14 protein-coding genes and 1 pseudogene are annotated in these 18,884 nt (G+C 70.4%); 4 read left to right on the top strand and 11 right to left on the bottom strand.

Going from position 1 to position 18,884, the window contains the following annotated elements:
* Positions 1–127: 127 nt before the first annotated feature.
* From ACWGI8_RS19155 to ACWGI8_RS19190, 8 genes are all read right to left on the bottom strand, one after another.
* On the bottom strand, positions 128–1,780 hold the full coding sequence (locus tag ACWGI8_RS19155) for a long-chain fatty acid--CoA ligase (RefSeq protein WP_453662345.1): 1,653 nt from the start codon (positions 1,778–1,780) through the stop codon (positions 128–130).
* Between the two features lie 118 nt (positions 1,781–1,898).
* On the bottom strand, positions 1,899–2,444 hold the full coding sequence (locus ACWGI8_RS19160) for a SigE family RNA polymerase sigma factor (RefSeq protein WP_453662347.1): 546 nt from the start codon (positions 2,442–2,444) through the stop codon (positions 1,899–1,901).
* Positions 2,445–2,681: 237 nt separating this feature from the next.
* Positions 2,682–3,848, bottom strand: coding sequence for a lipid-transfer protein (locus ACWGI8_RS19165; RefSeq protein ID WP_453662349.1), 1,167 nt, complete (start codon positions 3,846–3,848; stop codon positions 2,682–2,684).
* On the bottom strand, positions 3,845–4,267 hold the full coding sequence (locus tag ACWGI8_RS19170) for a MaoC family dehydratase (protein ID WP_453662351.1): 423 nt from the start codon (positions 4,265–4,267) through the stop codon (positions 3,845–3,847). The genes ACWGI8_RS19165 and ACWGI8_RS19170 overlap by 4 nt, the downstream gene beginning before the upstream one ends.
* Positions 4,264–5,295 (bottom strand): acyl-CoA dehydrogenase family protein, encoded by a 1,032-nt coding sequence (locus ACWGI8_RS19175; protein ID WP_453662353.1) that lies wholly within the window; start codon positions 5,293–5,295, stop codon positions 4,264–4,266. The genes ACWGI8_RS19170 and ACWGI8_RS19175 overlap by 4 nt, the downstream gene beginning before the upstream one ends.
* Positions 5,296–5,298: 3 nt before the next feature.
* Positions 5,299–6,234, bottom strand: coding sequence for a bifunctional MaoC family dehydratase N-terminal/OB-fold nucleic acid binding domain-containing protein (locus ACWGI8_RS19180; RefSeq protein ID WP_453662371.1), 936 nt, complete (start codon positions 6,232–6,234; stop codon positions 5,299–5,301).
* Between the two features lie 23 nt (positions 6,235–6,257).
* The gene (locus ACWGI8_RS19185) at positions 6,258–7,562 is read right to left on the bottom strand and encodes an acyl-CoA dehydrogenase family protein (protein ID WP_453662355.1); all 1,305 of its coding nucleotides are present in this window, start codon (positions 7,560–7,562) and stop codon (positions 6,258–6,260) included.
* A gap of 349 nt (positions 7,563–7,911) precedes the next feature.
* Positions 7,912–8,223, bottom strand: a complete 312-nt coding sequence (locus tag ACWGI8_RS19190; RefSeq protein WP_453662357.1) for a hypothetical protein — start codon at positions 8,221–8,223, stop codon at positions 7,912–7,914.
* Between the two features lie 341 nt (positions 8,224–8,564).
* Here ACWGI8_RS19190 and ACWGI8_RS19195 point away from each other — a divergent pair, with 341 nt between their 5' ends.
* Positions 8,565–9,440 carry a bifunctional DNA primase/polymerase gene (locus ACWGI8_RS19195; protein WP_453662359.1) on the top strand — a complete coding sequence of 292 codons (876 nt, stop codon included), beginning with the start codon at positions 8,565–8,567 and terminating at the stop codon, positions 9,438–9,440.
* Here ACWGI8_RS19195 and ACWGI8_RS19200 read toward each other — a convergent pair.
* Positions 9,427–10,227 (bottom strand): DUF817 domain-containing protein, encoded by an 801-nt coding sequence (locus tag ACWGI8_RS19200; protein ID WP_453662361.1) that lies wholly within the window; start codon positions 10,225–10,227, stop codon positions 9,427–9,429. The two genes, ACWGI8_RS19195 and ACWGI8_RS19200, sit on opposite strands and share 14 nt — an antisense overlap.
* 317 nt (positions 10,228–10,544) lie before the next feature.
* Between ACWGI8_RS19200 and ACWGI8_RS19205 the strand changes: the two genes are divergently transcribed.
* Complete coding sequence (locus tag ACWGI8_RS19205; protein WP_453662363.1) at positions 10,545–11,909, top strand: hypothetical protein; 1,365 nt, start codon at positions 10,545–10,547, stop codon at positions 11,907–11,909.
* Positions 11,910–12,165: 256 nt separating this feature from the next.
* Here the strand turns inward: ACWGI8_RS19205 and ACWGI8_RS19210 are convergent, their stop codons facing one another.
* Entirely contained in the window at positions 12,166–13,398 is a 1,233-nt protein-coding gene (locus ACWGI8_RS19210; RefSeq protein ID WP_453662365.1) for an FAD-dependent oxidoreductase, read from the bottom strand.
* Positions 13,399–13,647: 249 nt separating this feature from the next.
* On the opposite strand from ACWGI8_RS19210, the gene ACWGI8_RS19215 reads away from it, so the two are divergent.
* Both ACWGI8_RS19215 and ACWGI8_RS19220 read left to right on the top strand, forming a co-directional pair.
* Positions 13,648–14,907, top strand: a complete 1,260-nt coding sequence (locus ACWGI8_RS19215; RefSeq protein ID WP_453662367.1) for a cytochrome P450 family protein — start codon at positions 13,648–13,650, stop codon at positions 14,905–14,907.
* Between the two features lie 231 nt (positions 14,908–15,138).
* Positions 15,139–17,577, top strand: a complete 2,439-nt coding sequence (locus tag ACWGI8_RS19220) for a FlgD immunoglobulin-like domain containing protein (protein ID WP_453662369.1) — start codon at positions 15,139–15,141, stop codon at positions 17,575–17,577.
* Positions 17,578–18,337: 760 nt separating this feature from the next.
* Here ACWGI8_RS19220 and ACWGI8_RS19225 read toward each other — a convergent pair.
* Positions 18,338–18,884, bottom strand: a pseudogene (locus ACWGI8_RS19225) (IS701 family transposase); the annotation flags it as partial.

Here is an 18,884-nt window from a genome sequence, read left to right on the forward strand (position 1 = left end):
CTGCGGGGCCGACGCGGCTCCTGAGCCGCTGATTGCCGCTGTCCCGAGGGACGGAGGAGCGAAGGTGCGAAGGGTCGAAGGGGCGAAGAGCCGGAGGAGCGGGGGAGCGGATCGCCCTCGGCCGGCGCTAGCGCAGTTCGGTGACGTCCAGCTCGCCCTCCGCGTACTGCCTGCGGATCACCTTCTTGTCGAACTTCCCGACGCTCGTCTTCGGCACCGCCGGGATGATCGCCCAGCGCTCCGGCAGCTGCCACTTCGCGATCTTCCCGGCGAGGAAGTCCTTCAGCGACGCGTAGTCGGCGGTCGAGCCTTCCTTCAACACGACCGTGGCCAGCGGGCGCTCGCCCCACTTCTCGTCCGGTACGGCGACGACCGCCGCCTCCGCGATCTCCGGGTGTGACATCAGCGCGTTCTCCAGCTCGACGCTGGAGATCCACTCACCACCGGACTTGATGACGTCCTTCGCCCGGTCGGTCAGCGTCAGGAAGCCGTCGGGGCCGATGACGCCGACGTCACCGGTCTTCAGCCAGCCGTCCTCGCTGAACTTGTCGACGGGCTTGAGGTCATCGCCCGAGGCGCCACCGTAGTACGCCCCCGCGATCCACGGACCGCGCACCTCCAGCTCACCGGCCGACACGCCGTCCCACGGCAGGAACCCGCCGCCCGGGCCACGCAGCCGGGCCTCGACTCCGGCCGGGAAGCGGCCCTGGGTGAGCCGGTACCCGAACTCCGCCTCCGTACCGACCGCGTGGGCCGGCGGCCTGGCCACCGTGCCCAGCGGCGAGGTCTCCGTCATGCCCCAGGCGTGACAGACGCGCATCCCCAGCTTGTCGAACGCCTCCATCAGCGACGGCGGGCAGGCGGAGCCGCCGATGGTCACCTGGGTGAGGGAGCTCACATCGCGGGGCTTCGCCGAGAGTTCGGCGAGGAGGCCCTGCCAGATCGTGGGAACGGCCGCCGCGTGCGTCGGGCGCTCGGTCTCGATCATCTCGGCGAGCGGGGCGGGCTGAAGGAAGCGATCCGGCATGAGCATGTTCACGCCGGTCATCAGCACGGCGTGCGGCAGGCCCCAGGCGTTGACGTGGAACTGCGGGACGACGACAAGGCTGGTGTCGGCGTCCGTCAGACCCATCGACTCCGACATGTTGACCTGCATGGAGTGCAGATAGATCGAACGGTGGGAGTAGACGACTCCCTTGGGGTCGCCGGTGGTGCCGGAGGTGTAACACATGGCCGCGGCCGTGTTCTCGTCCAGCTCCGGCCAGTCGTACGCGGTCGGCTTCCCGGCGAGCAACTCCTCGTACTCGTGCACCTGGACCTGCGCTCCGTCGAGGAGGGAACGGTCGCCCGGGCCCGAGACCACGACATGCTCGACGGTCGACAGCTGCGGGAGCAGGGGTGCGAGCAGCGGCAGCAGGGAGCCGTTGACGATGACCACGCGGTCGGCGGCGTGGTTGACGATGTAGACCAACTGCTCGACGGGCAGCCGCAGATTGAGGGTGTGCAGGACGGCGCCCATGCAGGGGATGGCGTAGTACGCCTCGACGTGCTCCGCGTTGTTCCACATCAGGGTCGCGACCCGCTGGTCTCCGACGACGCCGAGATCGTCGCGGAGGGCGTGCGCCAGCCGGGCCGAGCGCTCACCGATCTCGCGGTAACTCCGGCGGTGCGGCTCGCTCTCGCCGGTCCACGTCGTAACCTGCGACGATCCATGGACGGTCATCCCGTGATTCAGGATGCGGGTCACGGTCAGTGGTACGTCCTGCATGGTGCTCAGCACGGCGTCCTCCCGGTGGGCGCACGGCAGTAAGGGTGTGCAGATTCTGCGCACATACCACTCGGTATGTCACTACCCCCGGGTACGAAAACCAGGCCGAAAACTTGTCGGCGCCCGGCCGTCAGCGCACCGGGGACAGTTCCGGATCTTCGCGGAGCTTACCGAGGGCCCGCGAGACCGCGCTCTTGACCGTGCCGACGGAGACCCCGAGCACCTCGGCCGTCTGGGCCTCGCTGAGGTCCTCGTAGTACCGCAGGACGACCATGGCGCGCTGCCGGTCCGGAAGCTTCATCACGGCACGCCACATCGCGTCGTGCAGCACCTGCTGCTCCGCCGGGTCGGGGGCGGGCACCCCGGACGGCTCCGGAAGCTCGTCGCACGCGAACTCGTCGACCTTGCGCTTGCGCCACTGCGACGTACGGGTGTTGAGCAGTGCGCGGCGGACGTAGCCGTCCAGCGCCCGGTGGTCCTCGATGCGCTCCCAGGCGACATACGTCTTGGTGAGCGCGGTCTGCAGCAGGTCCTCGGCGTCGCTCGGGTTCGCCGTGAGGGAGCGGGCGGTGCGCAGCAGCACGGGCCCCCGCGCCCGTACGTACGACGAGAACGACGGGTAGGAGGGCGGCGGCGCGGCGGCCCTGGAAGCGGTCGCGCAGACTGGCGTGGTCATGGCTCCACGCTAGGAGCGGCCCCTGCCCACAGGGATCGGCCCCAGGTCCCGAAACCGGGTCCGCCTCAGGTTGTAGGGGCGAGGCCGACCCCACCTCCTTTGGGTGGAGGAGCCGTGGCCTCCACGTCAGGGTCGGCGACCCGGTCGGCGGGCTCGGTCGGCGGGCTCGGTCGGCGAGCTCGTCCGCTTCGGCGAGCTGCCCTCGGACCTCCGGTGTCCGTCCTGGGCGCTCCTGCCTCAGTCGTCCGCGCCGAGGATCAGCCCGGAGGTGGGAACTCCCGTACCCGCCGTGACCAGGCTCCTGGCCGCGCCGGATATCTGGTTCACCGATGTGCCGCGCAGCTGCCTGACCGCTTCCGCGATGCCGTTCATGCCGTGCAGATACGCCTCTCCCAACTGGCCTCCATGCGTGTTGAGGGGAAGGGCGTCCGCGGCCACGAAGTCCGCCGCCTCGCCCAACCCGCAGAAGCCGAACTCCTCCAGTTGCATGAGCACGAACGGCGTGAAGTGGTCGTAGAGAATGCCCACATCGATGTCCCCCGGGGCCAGTCCCGAGGTCCGCCAGAGCTGGCGGGCGACCACGCCCATCTCGGGCAGTCCGGTGAGACCGTCGCGGTAGTAGCTGGTCATCTGTTCCTGCGCCCGGCCGGCGCCCTGTGCCGCGGCGACGATCACGGCGGGTGGCTGGGGCAGGTCCCTGGCCCGCTCGACAGAGGTCACGACGACGGCCTGGCCGCCGTCGGTCTCCTGGCAGCAGTCCAGCAGCCGCAGCGGCTCGACGATCCACCGGGAGGCGGCGTGATCGGCGAGGGTGATCGGCTTCCCGTGGAAGTACGCCGCGGGATTGCGGGCGGCATTACGCCGGTCCGTCACGGCGACATGACCGAACGCCTCCGGGGTCAGCCCATAGGTGTGGAGATAGCGCTGGGCCGTCATCGCCACCCAGGAGGCGGGGGTGAGCAGCCCGAACGGAATGTTCCAGCCGAGCGCCGCGCCCTCCGCCGACGGCTCCCGCTGCTGCACACCGGAGCCGAACCTCCGGCCCGAGCGCTCGTTGAACGCGCGGTAGCAGACGACGACTTCGGCAACCCCCATGGCGACGGCGAGGGCGGCCTGCTGGACGGTGGCGCAGGCCGCGCCGCCGCCGTAGTGGACCCGGGAGAAGAACGACAACTCGCCGATGCCCGCCGCCTGCGCCACGGTGATCTCGGGGCTCGTGTCCATGGTGAAGGTGACCATGCCGTCGACGTCCGCGGGGGAGAGTCCCGCGTCGTCGAGGGCGGCCCGGACCGCTTCGACGGCCAGCTTCAGTTCGCTGCGCCCGGAGTCCTTGGAGAACTCGGTCGCCCCGATCCCGACGACCGCCGCCCGGCCGCCGAGCGTGTCGGCCCTGCGCACACTCATGATCGCCCCTCCGGAACTGCCCAGGTCACCGTCACCGTGCCGGTGACGTGGTGTCCGATCCCGTTCGCCCCGACGACCCTCACCTGCGCCGTGTCCCCGTCCACTTCGGTGACCGTGCCGGTCAACGTCATGGTGTCGCCGGGGTAGTTGGGCGCACCGAGCCGTATCGCCACCTTGCGGAGCATGGACCGCGGCCCGAAGTGGTCCGTGATGAACCGCCCCACCAGGCCGTTGGTCGTCAGTATGTTCATGAAGATGTCCGGGGAGCCCTTCGCCTTCGCGAGCTCCGCGTCATGGTGCACGTCCTGATAGTCCCGGGAGGCGACGGCGCCCGCGACGATCAGGGTGCGGGTGATGGGGATGGTGAGCGGAGGCAGTTCCTCGCCCACGTGCGGGCCACTGTGTGTCGCGTCGCTCATGCCGTCTCCTCCTTCGCGAGCAACATGCCGAGTTCATCCAGGAGTTGGGAGCCGCTGCCCAGATAGGCGTCGAGCTGGCGCCCCCACAGGAAGTGCCGGTGGACGGGGTGGTCGATGTCGGCGCCGAGACCGCCGTGCAGATGCTGTCCGGTATGGACGACCCGCTTGCCCGCCTCGGACGCCCACCAGCCGGCGGTCAGCGCGTACGTGACGCACGGCAGGCCTTCGTCGTACCGCCAGGCCGCCTCGTACGCGGTGACCCGGATCGCCTCCGTGTCCATGAACGCGTCGGCGGCGCGGAGCTGTACGGCCTGGTTGGTGGAGAGGGGGCGGCCGAACTGCTCCCGTGTCGACGTGTACGCCACGGTCATGGCGAGGGAGCCCGCGCACACGCCCGCCTGGAGCCCGGCGAAGGCGGTGCGGGCCGCGGCGAGCACATCCTCGTACGCCCCGTCGTCGCCGACCCGCTCGCCGGGCGTGCCGTCCAGCGTGAGCCGGCCCGCCGCCCAGGGGGCGGTGGTCTCCACCCGTGCGGTCTGCGCGTCGGCCGTCCGTATCAGCCACAGGGCCCGCTCGCCGTCGGGCACGAGCACATGGGTGGCGTCCCTCAGCCACGGCACCCAGGTGACCGTCCCGGTCAGCCGCCCGTCGGCGGCCCGCACCGCACCGCACGCGGGGAACCCGCCGGTCGCGACAGCCGTCCCCTCCCGCAGGGCCGGCAGCAGCCGCGCCCGCTGCTCGTCCGTGCCGTGCCGGACCAGCGCAAGGAGTCCGTAGACACAGCTCGCCGCGAGGGGAACCTGCGCGGTCGTGCGCCCCTGCTCCTCCAACAGCAGCACAAGGCCGAGCAGCCCGATGTCCTCGACGGCCGCGGTCAGCCCGGCCGCGCACAGCGCCTTCCACAGCTCGGCGTCGGTTCCGGTACCGGCCCCGGTGGTGACGAGCCGCTCATGCGTGGACAGGTCTCCGAAGATCGTCGCGGCGAGATCGCGGGCCGTGGCCTGCTCCTCCGTGGGTGCGAAGTCCATGCCTCAGCCCTCGCTCCCCCGGAACACCGGCAGCTCCAGCTCCTCGTCGACCCGCAGGAACTCGAGCCGGACCGGCATCCCGATCCGCACCTTGTCGTACGGCACCCCGGTCACGTTGCTGACGATCCGCACACCTTCGGCGAGCTCGATGAGCCCCACCGCGTATGGACCCGCCGCCTCAGGACCCGCCGAGTCAGGACCCGCCGAGTCGGCCGCATGACCGGACACGGTGAAGGCCGGGAAGGGCGGGTGGTGCATCACCACGTACGAGTAGACGGTCCCGTCTCCGCCCGCCTCGACCGTATCCCACTGCGCCGAACCGCACGAGCCGCACCCCGGCAGCCAGGGGAAGCGGAGCGTCCCGCACCCTTCGCAGCGCTGTATCAGCAGCTTGTGCTCGGCGACGCCGTCCCAGAATCCGGCGTTGTCCCGGTTGATCACCGGGCGGGGCCGTCGGGCCTTGGGCTTGCGTGCGGCGGCCGGTGTGTACTTGAGGATGCGGAAGCGGTGCGTCCCCGCGAGCTCCCCGTCCGCGTGGATGTCCATCCTGGTCGTGACGAAGTGCCCCGTCCCCAGCTTGGTCGTCTTGCGCGGCGACACCGACTCGATCACCGAGTCGTAGGTGATCCGGTCGCCCGGCCGCAGCGGTCTCAGATACTCCTGCTCGCAGTCGGTCGCCACCACAGACGTGAACCCGGCGCCGTCGAGCAGCGCGGACAGCTCGTCGTACGCGCCCGAGCGGTCCGAGTGCCCTGAAAGTCCGCCCATCGTCCAGGCCTGGAGCATCGTCGGCGGGGCGATCGCGTCCGGTCCCGCGTAGGCCGGGTTCGTGTCGCCCATCGCCTCGCACCAGTGCCTGATCATCGGCTCGTTGACCCGGTCCTTGCCCGTGCCTGCCCTGGCCGCGACCCGCCGCCCCTCGTACTCCTTCAGCCGCATGTACAGGTCATCCGAATCCGTGTTCACCGCTTCCCCCTCCGCATCCCGAGCCGCATCGTCGCGACGATCTCCCGCTGCACCTCGCTCACCCCGCCCCCGAAGGTGTTGATCTGCGCCGCCCGGTTCATCCGCTCCAGCTCCCCGTCGCCGAAGACTCCCGGTGAACCGGCCCTCACCAGTCCCGCCTCCCCCGTGATTTCCTGGCACATTCGATACACCTCGACGGCCGATTCGGTTCCCATGAACTTCACGCCGCTCGCATCGCCGGGGGCCAGTCGACCGGCCCCCACATCCCCCACCAAACGCCAGTTGAGCAGGCGCGTTGCAGCAAGTCGGGCATGCACTTCGGCGAGCCTGGATCGCACCCACGGCTCGTCAACCGGTCGCCTGCCCGTCACTGGATCGGGGGTACGGGCGTGCTCCAGCGCCGCCGCGGCGAAGTCCTCGGCCTGCATGCCGATCGCCGCGAGCGCGACCCGCTCATGGTTCAGCTGGTTGGTGATCAGACCCCAGCCGCCGTTCTCCTCACCGACCAGATTCGCGGCGGGCACGCGTACCGCGTCGTAGTACGTCGACGTCGTCGTCAGCCCGCCGACCGTCTCGATCGGCGTCCAGGAGAAGCCCGGCGCGTCCGTCGGCACCAGGATGATCGAGATGCCCTTGTGCTTGGGCGCCTGCGGATCCGTACGGCAGGCGAGCCAGATCCAGTCGGCGTTCTGGGCGTTCGAGGTGAAGATCTTCTGCCCGTCGATCAGCCAGCCGCCTGCCTCGCGGCCCGCGCCCCCGGCCGGCCGGTCTTCCGCATCCCCGACCGGCCCGTCTTCCGCGCCCCCGACCGGCCCACGGCCCGCGCCCCCGACCGACTCACCCCCAGCTTCCCGGCCCGCCTCGGCGTCGGCCGCACCACCTGCCCGCACCGCCTTCGTCCGCAGCGAGGCGAGATCCGTACCGGCCTCGGGCTCGCTGTACCCGATCGCGAAGACGACCTCGCCGCACAGGATCCGCGGCAGGAAGAAGGACTTCTGCTCCTCGGTCCCGTACTTCATCAGGGTCGGGCCGACGGTGTTCAGCGTGACCATGGAGACGGGCGCGCCCGCGCGGTACGCCTCGTCGAAGAAGACGAACTGCTCGTCCGCCCCACGCCCCTGACCGCCGTATTCGACGGGCCAGCCGAGCCCGAGCAGCCCGTCGGCGCCGATCCGCCGCAGCAGCCGGCGCTGCTCCATCGTGTCCTCGGCGGCCGGCGGCCCGCCCGGCATCAGCTCGCGGAAGTACGAACGGAGTTCGGCGCGCAGCCGCTGCTGGCGCTCTGTCGGGGCAAAGTGCACGGCGGCGGCCTCCCGGGCGGCGCAGGAGTGAGGGCTGGTGAGGGGTTCTCGACTGTCGGGACCCGACTCTGCAGGTTTCTGACTGTCCGTCAGATACGTTGCGGCTGTCAAGGTCAGGAACACGGCCGAGGCCTCGCCGGCGCCGCCCGGGTGCCCGCCCGCGAGGAAGCCCGCAAGGAAGCCCGCGAGGAAGCCGGGAACGAAGTCCGGGACGAAGTCCGGGACGAAGTCCGGGTGCCCTCGATGGACAGAGAACGGGGAACGGCCTGTACGCCGATGCCGTAGCACCGCCGCACAGGCCGTTGTTCACCCCTGCTCACCCCTCAGCCAGGCCCCCTCGGGCCGCAGCTCACCAGAGCTCGAAGAAGTTCACCGCGACGTTGTCGTCCGATTGGTCGATCGCCGTGAAGCCCGAGCCGTTCACGCTCGCCGTGTTGTTCTCGTTCGAGGCTCCTGAACCGGTGGCCACCTGCTGGGTGGTCGTCGAGTTGCCCAGGTTGTCGTTGCCCACACCGCTGCCACTGATCACGGCCACGGCCGCGTTCGATCCGTCGTCCGCGAAGGCTCCGCTGTCGGCGTGCGCCACACCGGCGAAGAGAGCGGCGGCGAGGGGCAGCGCGGCGACAGCAGCCAGGGTGCGGGCGGTACGGATGCTTGCCATGTCAATTCCTCCAGGAATTGGAAGTGCACCAAGAAGTGCACCGGAAGTTCAGAACTGCGGCTGAAACCCGGGCGGTTGGCCGACCGCCTCGAGCCGTTCTCACGACGTCGCGAGTCCAGAGTTGCCCACCGAATCCCCGGCGAACCACCCCGGAGGCCGCGATTCCTCCTCAAGCGTGAGGACATGTCGATAAACCCCCTCCACGCCCTTGAATCCGCAGCTCAAGCCGCTCCGTACCGCCAGAACCGCCCACGGCGGCAGGAGAAGCGTTCCGGCACGTTTTCCGCCATCCCCTCCCTCTCCCCCTTCCCTTAATCGAACACTCGTACGAGCATAGAGCCATGGCCACCACCGACCGGCACAGCGTCACCCTGGCCCTCGCCCACGCTCTCTCCGCCGCCGAGCGCGGGCTCCCCGTGATCCCCCTGTCCGCCACCAAGCTCCCCGCCCTCCCCTCACCCCACCGCCGCGACCCGCAGCCGGTCTTCTGCCGCGGCGAGTGCGGACTGCTCGGACACGGCGTGTACGACGCCACCGCCGACCCCGCCGCCGTACGGGCACTCTTCGCCGCCGCGCCCTGGGCCACGGGGTACGGAATCGCGTGCGGCCGGCCACCGCACCACCTGATCGGCGTCGATCTCGACACCAAGTCCGCAGCGACGGGCGGCACGGACTCCGTCGCGGCGCTGCGTCAGCTGGCGCTCCAGCATCTGTTCACGGTCCCGGAGACGGTCACCGTGATCACGCCGAGCGGCGGGCGGCATCTGTGGCTGACCGGCCCGCCCGACGTCGTCGTCCCCAATTCGGCGAGCCGCCTCGCGCCCGGTATCGACATCAGGGGAGCCGGCGGCTACCTCGTCGGTCCGGGGTCGGTCTCGGCGCACGGTGCGTACCAGCTTGCGCCCGGCTCGGCGAACTTGTCCCCCGCGCCCTGCCCCAGCGCCCTGCTGCACCTGATCGCGCCCCCCGCGCGCCCCCACCACCCGGCGAAGTCCCGCGCGCCGCGGGGCCAGGGCCTCGGCCTCGTTCAATTCGTGCTCGCCGCGAACGAGGGGCAGCGCAACACCCGGCTGTTCTGGGCCGCCTGCCGGGCGTACGAGAACGGCATCGGCGACTCCCTCGCGGACGCGCTGACCGACGCCGCCGTGCGCACCGGCCTGACCGAACGCGAGGCACGCGCCACCATCGCGTCGGCGGCGCGCCTCACGAACCGCTGACCGCGCCTGTCGCGCCGGACTCCCGTCCCCCACGCCTCCTCGCCCGCTCGGCGATCACAAACGTCACACTGATCAGCAGGGCCCAGGCCCCGAACTTCGCGACCGAAACCGGCTGCCAGCCGTCCAGCTGGTCCGGGTAGCTCCACGCGCCGGCATACGTCGCCGCGTTCTCCGCGACCCAGAGGAAGAAGCCGATCAGTACGAAGCCGAGCGCGAGGGGCATACGGTAACGCCGCGCGCCCACGGTGTAGCCGACCCACGTCCCGGCGGTCGCACACAGCATCGCCGCGGCCAGCACCCAGCGCGCGTCCGGCAGCCAGTGGTGACTGAAGAAGTTCACGTACACGGCGCCCGCGAGCCAGGCCATCACGGACGGCCGGTAGCCGGTCAGACGAAGATCCAGCAGCTGCCAGGCGCGGCAGACGTAACTCCCCACCGCCGCGTAGAGGAACCCGCCGTACAGCGGCACGCCCAAGACCTTCGTGACCGCGTCCTCCGGGTAACTCCACGACCCGAGCTGCACCTTGACCAGTTCGAACAGCAGCCCGACGAGATGGCATCCGGCGATCACCACGGTGTCCCGCGCGCTGTCCCAGCCCACCCATCGCGCCACCACGGCCAGCGCGACCCCGTACACCAGCACCAGGTCGTAGCGTGCGACGGGAAGCTCGGGCAGCATCCCCGACACGGCGATTCCGCCGACGAGCGCGACCGCGAACGCACAGCAGCGTGCCTGCAGCAGCCCGAAGCGTACGAGCTGCCGTGCTCCCTCGCAGATCTTCTCCATGCCTTGTGGACGCGCACCGTGCTTCGGGCGGTTGTACGAGGCGCAGCACCATCTTCCGCACTCCGGTGACATGCCTCACAGGAGAAACACGGGAATCGAGGGCAACTGTCCGCCTTGGGCGCTTTCACCCACCCCGCGGATCGGCCTGAGCCGACGTCACCTGCCCAGCCGTCCACGTAACTTGCTTCCTTCCCTGCACATCGCGGTCATACGATCACCGCGATCATCACGATCATCACCATCGCCACACAGTCGCGCCGCGTGAACGAACACCGCGGCGGCCGGCCCACGTTTTCGGATCCCAGAAAAGGGTGCTCGTGACATTCCGTCGCATTCTGGCCACGACCGTCGCCGCTGCCGTGACCACGCCAGCCGTGCTGCTCTCCGTCACCCCTGCGTTCGCCGACAGCACTCCGGCCACCGCGCAGGCCGAGAAGCAGGCCGAGAAGCAGGCCGGCGAGAAGCGGGCCGCCGCGCCGGCCGGTGACCGGACCGGCAAGCCGCGAGCCGGCACCTCCTCCGTCGAAGAGCTGGAGAAGGCCGCCGAGCAGGCGCAGAAGGCGTACGACGATGCCGTGGCCGCCGAGCAGGCCGCGCAGAAGGCCGTGGATGCCGCCTTCTCGGACGACGCGCTCCTCACCGTTGCGGCCAAGGCCGCCGCGCAGGAGGCGGCCGACGCCGCGACCGCCCTGGCGAACGCCGAGAACGCGCTCGCCGGCGCGAAGGCCGCGCTCGCCGCACTGCCCGAGACCGCCACCGAGGAGAAGGCCGCCGCCGAGAAGGCGGTGGCGGATGCCGAGGCCGCCGCCACGACCGCCAGAACCAACAAGATCGCGGCCGACGACAAGGCGGAGAAGGCCCGGACCGCCGCGGACGACGCCCGCATCGCCGCACTTCAGGCGCTGACCAAGGCGAAGAAGGCCACGGCCGAGGCCCTGAAAGCGAAGAACGCGGCCGACAAGGCGCTCGCCGACGCCAAGGAGGAAGAAGGCGAGGGAGACGGGGGCGAGGAGGGCGACTGCTCGTACGAGAGCGAGCTCACCACCGTCGCCGACGGCCTGCCTTCCAAGATCGTCGCCGGCTCCACGGTCGACTTCTCGCTCCGGGTGACCAACGGGACCGACAAGACGCTCGACAAGGTCCTGCCGTTCGCCTACTTCCACGCGACGGACAAGAGCGGCTACAACGTCACCGACAACGCCTTCAGCCTGCAGTGGTCCACCGCCGCCTCCCCCACCTGGAAGACGGTTGAGGACGACAGCTACGCCGGTTCCATCAGCCCACTGAAGGCCGGCGCCCACGCCGACGTCAAGCTGCGCCTGAAGGTCGACGGCAAGGTACCGGCCGGTGAGGGTCTCGCCTTCTTCGCCGGTGACTACGTCAACAACGACGGCTCCTGCGGCGGGAACGACTTCACCGAGTACTCCTTCGAGCTGCTGGCCGCCGGCACCAAGCCGGGCAAGGCCGACGACGCCAAGCCCGGCAAGACCACACCGGGCACCTCGGGCACGCAGACGCAGACCACGTCCACCCAGCCGCTCAACTCCACCACCGGCAGCCTGGCCGACACGGGCTCCGCCTCGGCACTGCCGCAGCTCGCCGCGGCGGCCGGAGCAGCCGTGGCGCTCGGCGCGGGCACCGTCGTCGTGCTGCGCCGCCGCAAGGCAGGCTCCGCCTCCTGACGCACCACCCCTCAGGTACGTGAGCCATACCTCGCGTACGTGAGGCACGTGAGGCACCTCATGTACGTGAGGAAGGGCGCTCCCCGGCAGCGGGGGGCGCCCTTTTGCGAGGCGGTCGCGGACTGAGAGTGCGGTGCGGCTCACCGCACAGACGCGAGCCTCACCGCACAGACGCGAGCCTCACCGCACAGACACATGGTCACCGCAGAGACACATGGTCACCGTACGGCCGAACGGTCACCGCACCGGCGAACGGTCACCGCACCGACGCCGCCGGCGGACGTTCGCGTACGGCGCCGTAAGCGATGAAGTACGCCGGCACCCGGTTCAGCCATCGCGAGGTGGTGAGCAGCTCGGTCACCCGCTGCGCCCGCGCAGGGTTGCCGAACGGCGGGCGGCCCGTCAGCAGCGGTTCGATGACCCGCGCGTGGGCGGTCCGCTGCAGCGCCTGCGTCACGACCGTGGTCGGCCAGCGACGGCGCTGGACGGCGCGTACGTCCCGCAGACCGACCGCGCCTTCGCGCAACGGTTCGACGAGATACCGGGCGGCGGCCACGGCGTCCTCCACGGCGAGGTTGATGCCGATGCCGAAGACCGGCGACATCGCGTGCGCCGCATCCCCGATGCACAGCAGACCCGGGCGGTGCCAGCGCCGGAGGCGGTCGAGGCGGACATCGAGGAGTTTCACCTCGTCCCACGACCGCAGCGCGTGCACCCGGTCCGCGAGCCATGGGACGGCGGCCGTGAAATCGGCCATGAACCGATCGAGACCGGCGGCGCGGCGCGTGGCGTCGGTGCCCTTCTGGATCAGCGCGGCGACCTGCCAGTAGTCCCCGCGGTCGATCATGGCGCTGAAGAAGCGTTCGCCGACGCCTCCCACCAGCCCGTGCGGATCGTCCTCCCGCCGCGGCAGCCGGAACCACCAGGCGTCCATCGGGCAGGTGAAACTCCGCAGCCCCAGTTCGGGCAGCGACCGGGCCAGCGAGCTCCGGCCGTCGCAGGCCACGGTGAGGGTTGCCCGTAGCTCACCGGTGCGGCCGTCCGCGGTGCGGTACCGCACCCCGGTGACCCGTCCTCGCTCCACCAGGAAGGAGGTCGCCTCGGTGCTCATCCGCACGGAGAAGGAAGGCTCCCGCCCGGCCTCGTCGGCAAGGAGGTTGAGCAGGTCCCACTGCGGCACCATCGCGATGTAGTTGTACGGGCCGCGCAGCACGCCGATGTCTCCGACGGTGACCAGCGAACGGTCCGGGCCGAGCGGCAGCTGGACCGTCGTCACCCGCCGCTGCGGCAGACCGGCGAACCGCTCGGCCAGCCCCAGGTCGTCCAGCAGCGCCAGCGTGGACGGATGCACGGTGTCGCCGCGGAAGTCGCGCAGGAAGTCGCCGTGCTTCTCCAGGACGGTGACCGCGACACCGGCCCGGGCCAGCAGCAGGCCGAGGACCATTCCGGCGGGGCCGCCACCCACCACGCAGCACGTGGTCCGCTCCATCGCACCCGCTCCCTCCGGTGAAATCCAGCGATCCACCACACTGGGACATATACCCTCAACTACGGATCAATCCGTCGCAAGAGTTCGCGACGCGCACGTCAAGCGTTCGCAACGCACCCCAAGCGTTCGCAACGCACGTCAGGCGTTCGCAACGCACCCCAAGGACTCGCGACGCACGTCAACCGTTCGCCATGCACGTCAAGCGTTCGCGACGCACTTCAGGCGTCGCGACGCACTTCGGGAGGCACGATGAGCCAGCAACCGGTCCTTCTGCCCTACGCCGACCCGGCCTTCGTCGCCGACCCCTTCCCGCTCTACCGACAGCTGCGCGAGGAAGGCCCGGTGCGCCGCGCCGTCATCGCCGGCGGCCTGGAAGCCTGGCTGGTCACGCGGTACGACGACGGCCTCGCGGCGCTGTCCGACCCGCGGCTGAGCAGCGACATCCACGACGCGTCGGATCCCCGGCTCATGGAGTCGCTGCCCGCGACGGAGCGCGAGTCCATGGTGAGCAACATGCTCCGCTCCGACCCGCCCGACCACACCCGCCTGCGCCGCCTGGTCTCGAAGGCGTTCACCGCGCGGAGGGTGGCCGAGCTGCGGCCCCGCGTCCAGGAGATCACCGACCGCCTGCTCGACGCGATCGCGCCCACCGGCCGCGCCGACCTCGTCGCGGACTTCGCGCTGCCCCTCCCGGTCACCGTGATCAGCGAACTGCTCGGCGTGCCCGTGGACGACCGGCACGACTTCCAGCGGTGGACCGACCAGATGATCATGCGAGGGGCGCAGCTGCCCGACCCGGCCGTGGTGGACGAGGCCTGGCAGCACATGCGCTCGTACCTGACCAAGCTGCTGGAAGCCAAACGAGCCCGGCCCGGGGACGACCTGCTCAGCGCGCTGATCACCGCCCGGGACGAGGAGCAGCGGCTGGTCGAGGACGAACTGATCGCCATGGTGTTCCTGCTGCTCGTGGCGGGATACATCACCACGGTCAACCTGATCGGCGGCGGCGTCGCCACGCTGCTCGCCAACCCCGGCCAGCTGGAAATGCTGCGGGACGATCCGGAACTGATGCCGGGCGCGATCGAGGAGTTCCTCCGCTACGACGGGCCGGTCAGCCCCGGCATCGCCCGTTTCGCGCGCGAGGACGTCATCATCGCGGGCGTCACCATCCCGCGCGGCGCGACCGTGCTGATCGCGTCCGCCATCGCCGACCGCGACCCGTCCCGGTTCCCCGACCCCGACCGCCTGGACATCACCCGGCAGGACAACGCCCACCTCGCCTTCGGACACGGCATCCACTACTGCCTGGGAGCACCGCTGGCCCGGCTGGAGGGCCAGATCGCCATCGACACCGTCCTGCGCCGCCTTCCCGGCCTCGCCCTCGCCGTGCCCCCCGGCGAACTGCGCTGGCGCCTCGGCGGCCTCCGCGGCCCCCAGCACCTGCCGGTCACCTTCACCCCGGTCCCGGTGACGACCGACACCGACGCCGACGCCGACGCCGACGCCTGACCATCGGCACCCGGTTTCAGGGCCCGGACGGCCTTCGACAGCCTTCGCCGTCCGGGCCTTTTCGCATCTCACGCACGTCCCTTTTGGCTACTCACAACCGTTTCGCGCACTCGTTCGAATCCTGTCCGCCCGCTGTGTTAGGTTGCGGCGCCTTCCGGAGGACTGTTCCGCGTCGACCCCCGAGTGTCCGCGTCGAACGGCCTTCTTCCCATGCCTTTTTGGAGGTGCTGCGTGACCGCACGCCACAAACCGAACCGACGACGACCGCTCGTACGCAGCGGAATTGCCACCGCCCTGGCCCTCGCGGCCGCCGGCGGATCCCTGCCCTTCCTCCTGTCGGACGCCCACGCCGAGACCCCCTCGCTGACGATCCCGGCCCCGGACCGCTTCAAGCCGGTCGCCAACCCGTTGTACGGCGCGGGGCCCGGCGGAGTCGTGGAGCGCACGGAGGTCAAGGACCAGAGCGCGCTCGGCTACTACCGCTGGACCCCGGACGGCGGTACCCCGGTCGACCTGCCCGCCTCGTCCCCGGCCGACGACGTCAACACGATCGACGGAGCGAGCCACGTCTCGGTCACCGGCGGGGACGTCGTCGCGATCTACGACTTCCCGAACCAGGTGCAGCTCAAGGACATGAAGTCCGGCACCACCACCAAGTACACGCTGCCCAGCGGGCACTTCTACCGTGGCGTCTTCGGCTCCGCCGTGCTCACCGCCACCCGCGACGCGGACGGCAACAAGGACGTCCTGCACGTGCTGCGCATGGCGGACGGACAGCTCACCGACACCCTCGTCACCGGGCTGAACGGCTGGGTCGCCGAAGACGGCATGACGCTCGGCGGCGACGACCGTTCGGTGGCGATCTGGTACGCGCAGCCCGACGGCACCCGCGGTGTCGGTCTGCTGGACCTGGCGACGGCCGAGGTCACCCCGGTGTTCCCGGGCGCCACCGGAACGAACGCCCAGGTCGTGTTCTCGGACGCGTACGTCGCCTGGTACTCGCCCGAGGGCGGCAACACCACGGCCCGCGTACTGCCCCGCGCCACCCCGGAGGCGGCCGACACCAAGGTCGAGCTCGGCTCGGACGGTGAGGGCACCCCGCGGCTCGGGCTCGTCGGCGACTGGCTGCTGACCACGCGTCAGTCCGACCAGAGCGCGGGCGACTTCCTGGCCCGCCAGGGCGCCCCGCTCACCGCCCTGCCGATCGCCGGCGGCGCGCCCAAGACCCTGCTGGAGCACGCCGGTTGGCGTATGGCGCAGGTCCCGGGCGGCGGCGTTGCCGTCACCGGCGGCGCCTCGGCCGGGGACTGGGCGGTGCGCCGGGTGTCCGTCGGCGACGACGGGGCGCCCGTGCTGCGTACGGTGCGCCAGGTGGCGCCCAAGGAGGGGAAGCTCACGCGGGTGTCGCTCACGGCCGGGCATCTGGTCACGGCCGAGTCCGACACCACGTACCTGCCGGCGCTGTTCCAGCGGCAGATCACCCTCGGCGCCGCCCCGTCGGCGGGCGAGCGGTCGCTGCTCGCACGGCCGGACGCGCAGACCACCGGTGAGGCGGCGCAGCGCGTGTACGACTCGCGGCAGCCGGTCGGTACCGGAGACGGCCGTACCGTCGTCGCCACGACCGACGCGGACGGCGCCCAGGTGCTCGTCGTACTGGCGGTGGACGGCACGAAGACCGTCGTGCCCGCCGTGGACCCGCAGAGCGGCGAGAAGATGCCGACGGGCTCCGACCACTACTCGGCCGTGCGGTCGGCCTCCGGCCGCTACGTGGTGTTCGGCGACAGCGGACGCGGCCTGGAGGACCGGCAGTACGTCGTCGACCTGGACGCGTCCGGCGGGCCGAAGGTGGTCCGGGTCCGCCAGGGCCAGGGCGGTCTCGCGGTATGGGGCACCAAGCTGTGGATGCCCGGCGACTCGGAGGGCACGCTCCAGGCCGTCGATCTCAAGTCCGGTGAGACGACGGCCACGGAGGCGATCACTGACAACGGCTGTCTGCCGCAGCAGCTGCAGACCGCCGGACCGTGGGTGTACTGGGACTGCTACCCCTCGGGGTCGGTCAGCTCCGGCCACGGCGTCTACAACACGCAGACCCAGCAGTCGTCGTGGTCCCCGCGCGGCACCCTCGGCGACGGCTACGTGGTGGCGTACGACTGGGACCGCGGCCAGCTCAACCTGACCCCGCTCGAGGACGCGCCGCGCACCATCGAGGCGTTCACGTCCCAGAGCACGGGCCCGCTCGTGGAGGTCGACCGCTTCGGCGGCGCGCTCGCGTACGCCAAGGAGAAGAGCGCCCGGATCACCGTGATCGACTCGGGCGTCGCCACCTCCCCCGTGGCCGGGATCGAGTCGCGGGTCGATCAGTCCGTGGACCTCAAGTCCGCCACCGACGCCGTGTGGGACGCGGACTGGCAGCTGTCCAAGCCCGTCACCGACGCCCAGGTGACGGTCCGGAACAAGACCGGGCGCACGGTGTTCACGGGCTCGGCCGAGGAGTACGCCGCCGCCGTCTCGTTCTCGTGGGACGGCCGGACCAGCGACGGCCGGTACGTCAACGACGGCACCTACACCTGGGAGCTCACCGGCACGCCCGCGGACGGCAGCGGCGGCGCCCTGAAGGTCACGGGCACGGTCGCGTTCAGCGGCGACCAGCGCGCGCGTACAACGAGCTGAACAGCGGTCGCCGGCAGGCAACGCTCATGAGAACGGCCCCTGGCCGAGTTGGCTGGTCAGGGGCCGTTCACATGCGGTGGGTGTGGGATTTGAACCCACGGTGACTCGCGCCACGACGGTTTTCAAGAGGGCTGTTCTCAACCCGGTCATGCCTGCTGACCTGGACGTTCGGGCGCCTATCGCCCTCTCGGGCAAGGTTCCGGTCCACACCTGGTCCATCAGCAGCGACATCAACCTGTCCCGAATCTAGTGCCGCGACCGGCAATGTTTGCCCGTCAAGGAACGTCGTCCGGTGCGTGCCATCGCAAGGCGGCCGGAAGTGCTTGTAGCGGAGCTACCAGGGCTTTTGGCCAACGCAGCGAGGGTGCGTGCCGGGCGGCGCGACAGGGCAAAGCTTGCCGGGAGGGGCACTAGGTCAGTTGGTAGCGCATGCTGCCCGCAGCTGTAAAGCAACCCTGCCGGACAACGACACCATCGGGATCATGCCGCTCGGTGCCATGAGAGTCCGTGGCCACACCTATGAGCCGGACCTGCTCATGACCTACCGAGGGCGCGCTGGCGTGATCGAGATTGACGGGCCTCACCACAAGGGACGTGCATCTGATGACAAAGTCGGGAGCGTCTGATCCAGCATGCAGGCATCCATTACGTGGATCGCCTCGACGTCCAGGACACGACCCAGAGGTCAGAGGTCGAGAAGTTCGTGACGGACTTCCTCAAGCAACTCTGCGGCTAATACTCCAGCTGTAGATCGTGATCTTCATGCCTGAGTTGCGGCTTGTCGCCGGTAGTGACTGGTGCGTGATCGGGCTTGATGACGTCGTCTCCACTCGGACCAGCTGAGGCGGTGGGCCGCGTTGGACAGCGGCTGGACGACGAGCGCGATGAACAGGTGCTGGATCTCGTTGCAGGTCAGCGGAATGAGGTCGTCGGAGGCCGGGCGGGTGTGTTCGTCGGCGCGGACGACGGCGAGGAAGGCGTGGGCGAGCATGGCGAGGGTGACCCAGCGGGCCCAGGAGGGGTAGCGGCGGAGCTGGTGCTCGTCCAGGCCGGCCAGCCCCTTTCTCGGTTTGGAAGGTCTCCTCCACCCGCCACCGTGATCCGGCAACCCTGACCAGGGTGGCGAGCGGGACCCGTGAGATGGAGTAGCAGCGGTAGTAGGCCAGCTCACCGGTGCGGCGGTTGCGGCGGATCAGCAGCTGCCGGTGGCCAGGGCCGGGCTCGGCCAGGTCGATGACGGCCCAGTCATAGAAGCGGTTGCCCTTGGCTCCCGCGCCTGCCGACAGTTTCTGCCAGGCCCGTTTCGG

The sequence above is a fragment of the Streptomyces sp. NPDC054841 genome, from assembly GCF_053611045.1.

What these genes read in the sequence shown, in the direction of transcription:
- ACWGI8_RS19215 (WP_453662367.1), top strand. Translation starts at nt 13,648, where the DNA reads ATGAGCCAGCAACCGGTCCTTCTGCCCTACGCCGACCCGGCCTTCGTC.
- ACWGI8_RS19210 (WP_453662365.1), bottom strand. Translation starts at nt 13,398, where the DNA reads ATGGAGCGGACCACGTGCTGCGTGGTGGGTGGCGGCCCCGCCGGAATG.
- ACWGI8_RS19175 (WP_453662353.1), bottom strand. Translation starts at nt 5,295, where the DNA reads ATGGACTTCGCACCCACGGAGGAGCAGGCCACGGCCCGCGATCTCGCC.
- ACWGI8_RS19200 (WP_453662361.1), bottom strand. Translation starts at nt 10,227, where the DNA reads ATGGAGAAGATCTGCGAGGGAGCACGGCAGCTCGTACGCTTCGGGCTG.
- ACWGI8_RS19165 (WP_453662349.1), bottom strand. Translation starts at nt 3,848, where the DNA reads ATGAGTGTGCGCAGGGCCGACACGCTCGGCGGCCGGGCGGCGGTCGTC.
- ACWGI8_RS19170 (WP_453662351.1), bottom strand. Translation starts at nt 4,267, where the DNA reads ATGAGCGACGCGACACACAGTGGCCCGCACGTGGGCGAGGAACTGCCT.
- ACWGI8_RS19180 (WP_453662371.1), bottom strand. Translation starts at nt 6,234, where the DNA reads ATGCGGCTGAAGGAGTACGAGGGGCGGCGGGTCGCGGCCAGGGCAGGC.
- ACWGI8_RS19195 (WP_453662359.1), top strand. Translation starts at nt 8,565, where the DNA reads ATGGCCACCACCGACCGGCACAGCGTCACCCTGGCCCTCGCCCACGCT.
- ACWGI8_RS19160 (WP_453662347.1), bottom strand. Translation starts at nt 2,444, where the DNA reads ATGACCACGCCAGTCTGCGCGACCGCTTCCAGGGCCGCCGCGCCGCCG.
- ACWGI8_RS19190 (WP_453662357.1), bottom strand. Translation starts at nt 8,223, where the DNA reads ATGGCAAGCATCCGTACCGCCCGCACCCTGGCTGCTGTCGCCGCGCTG.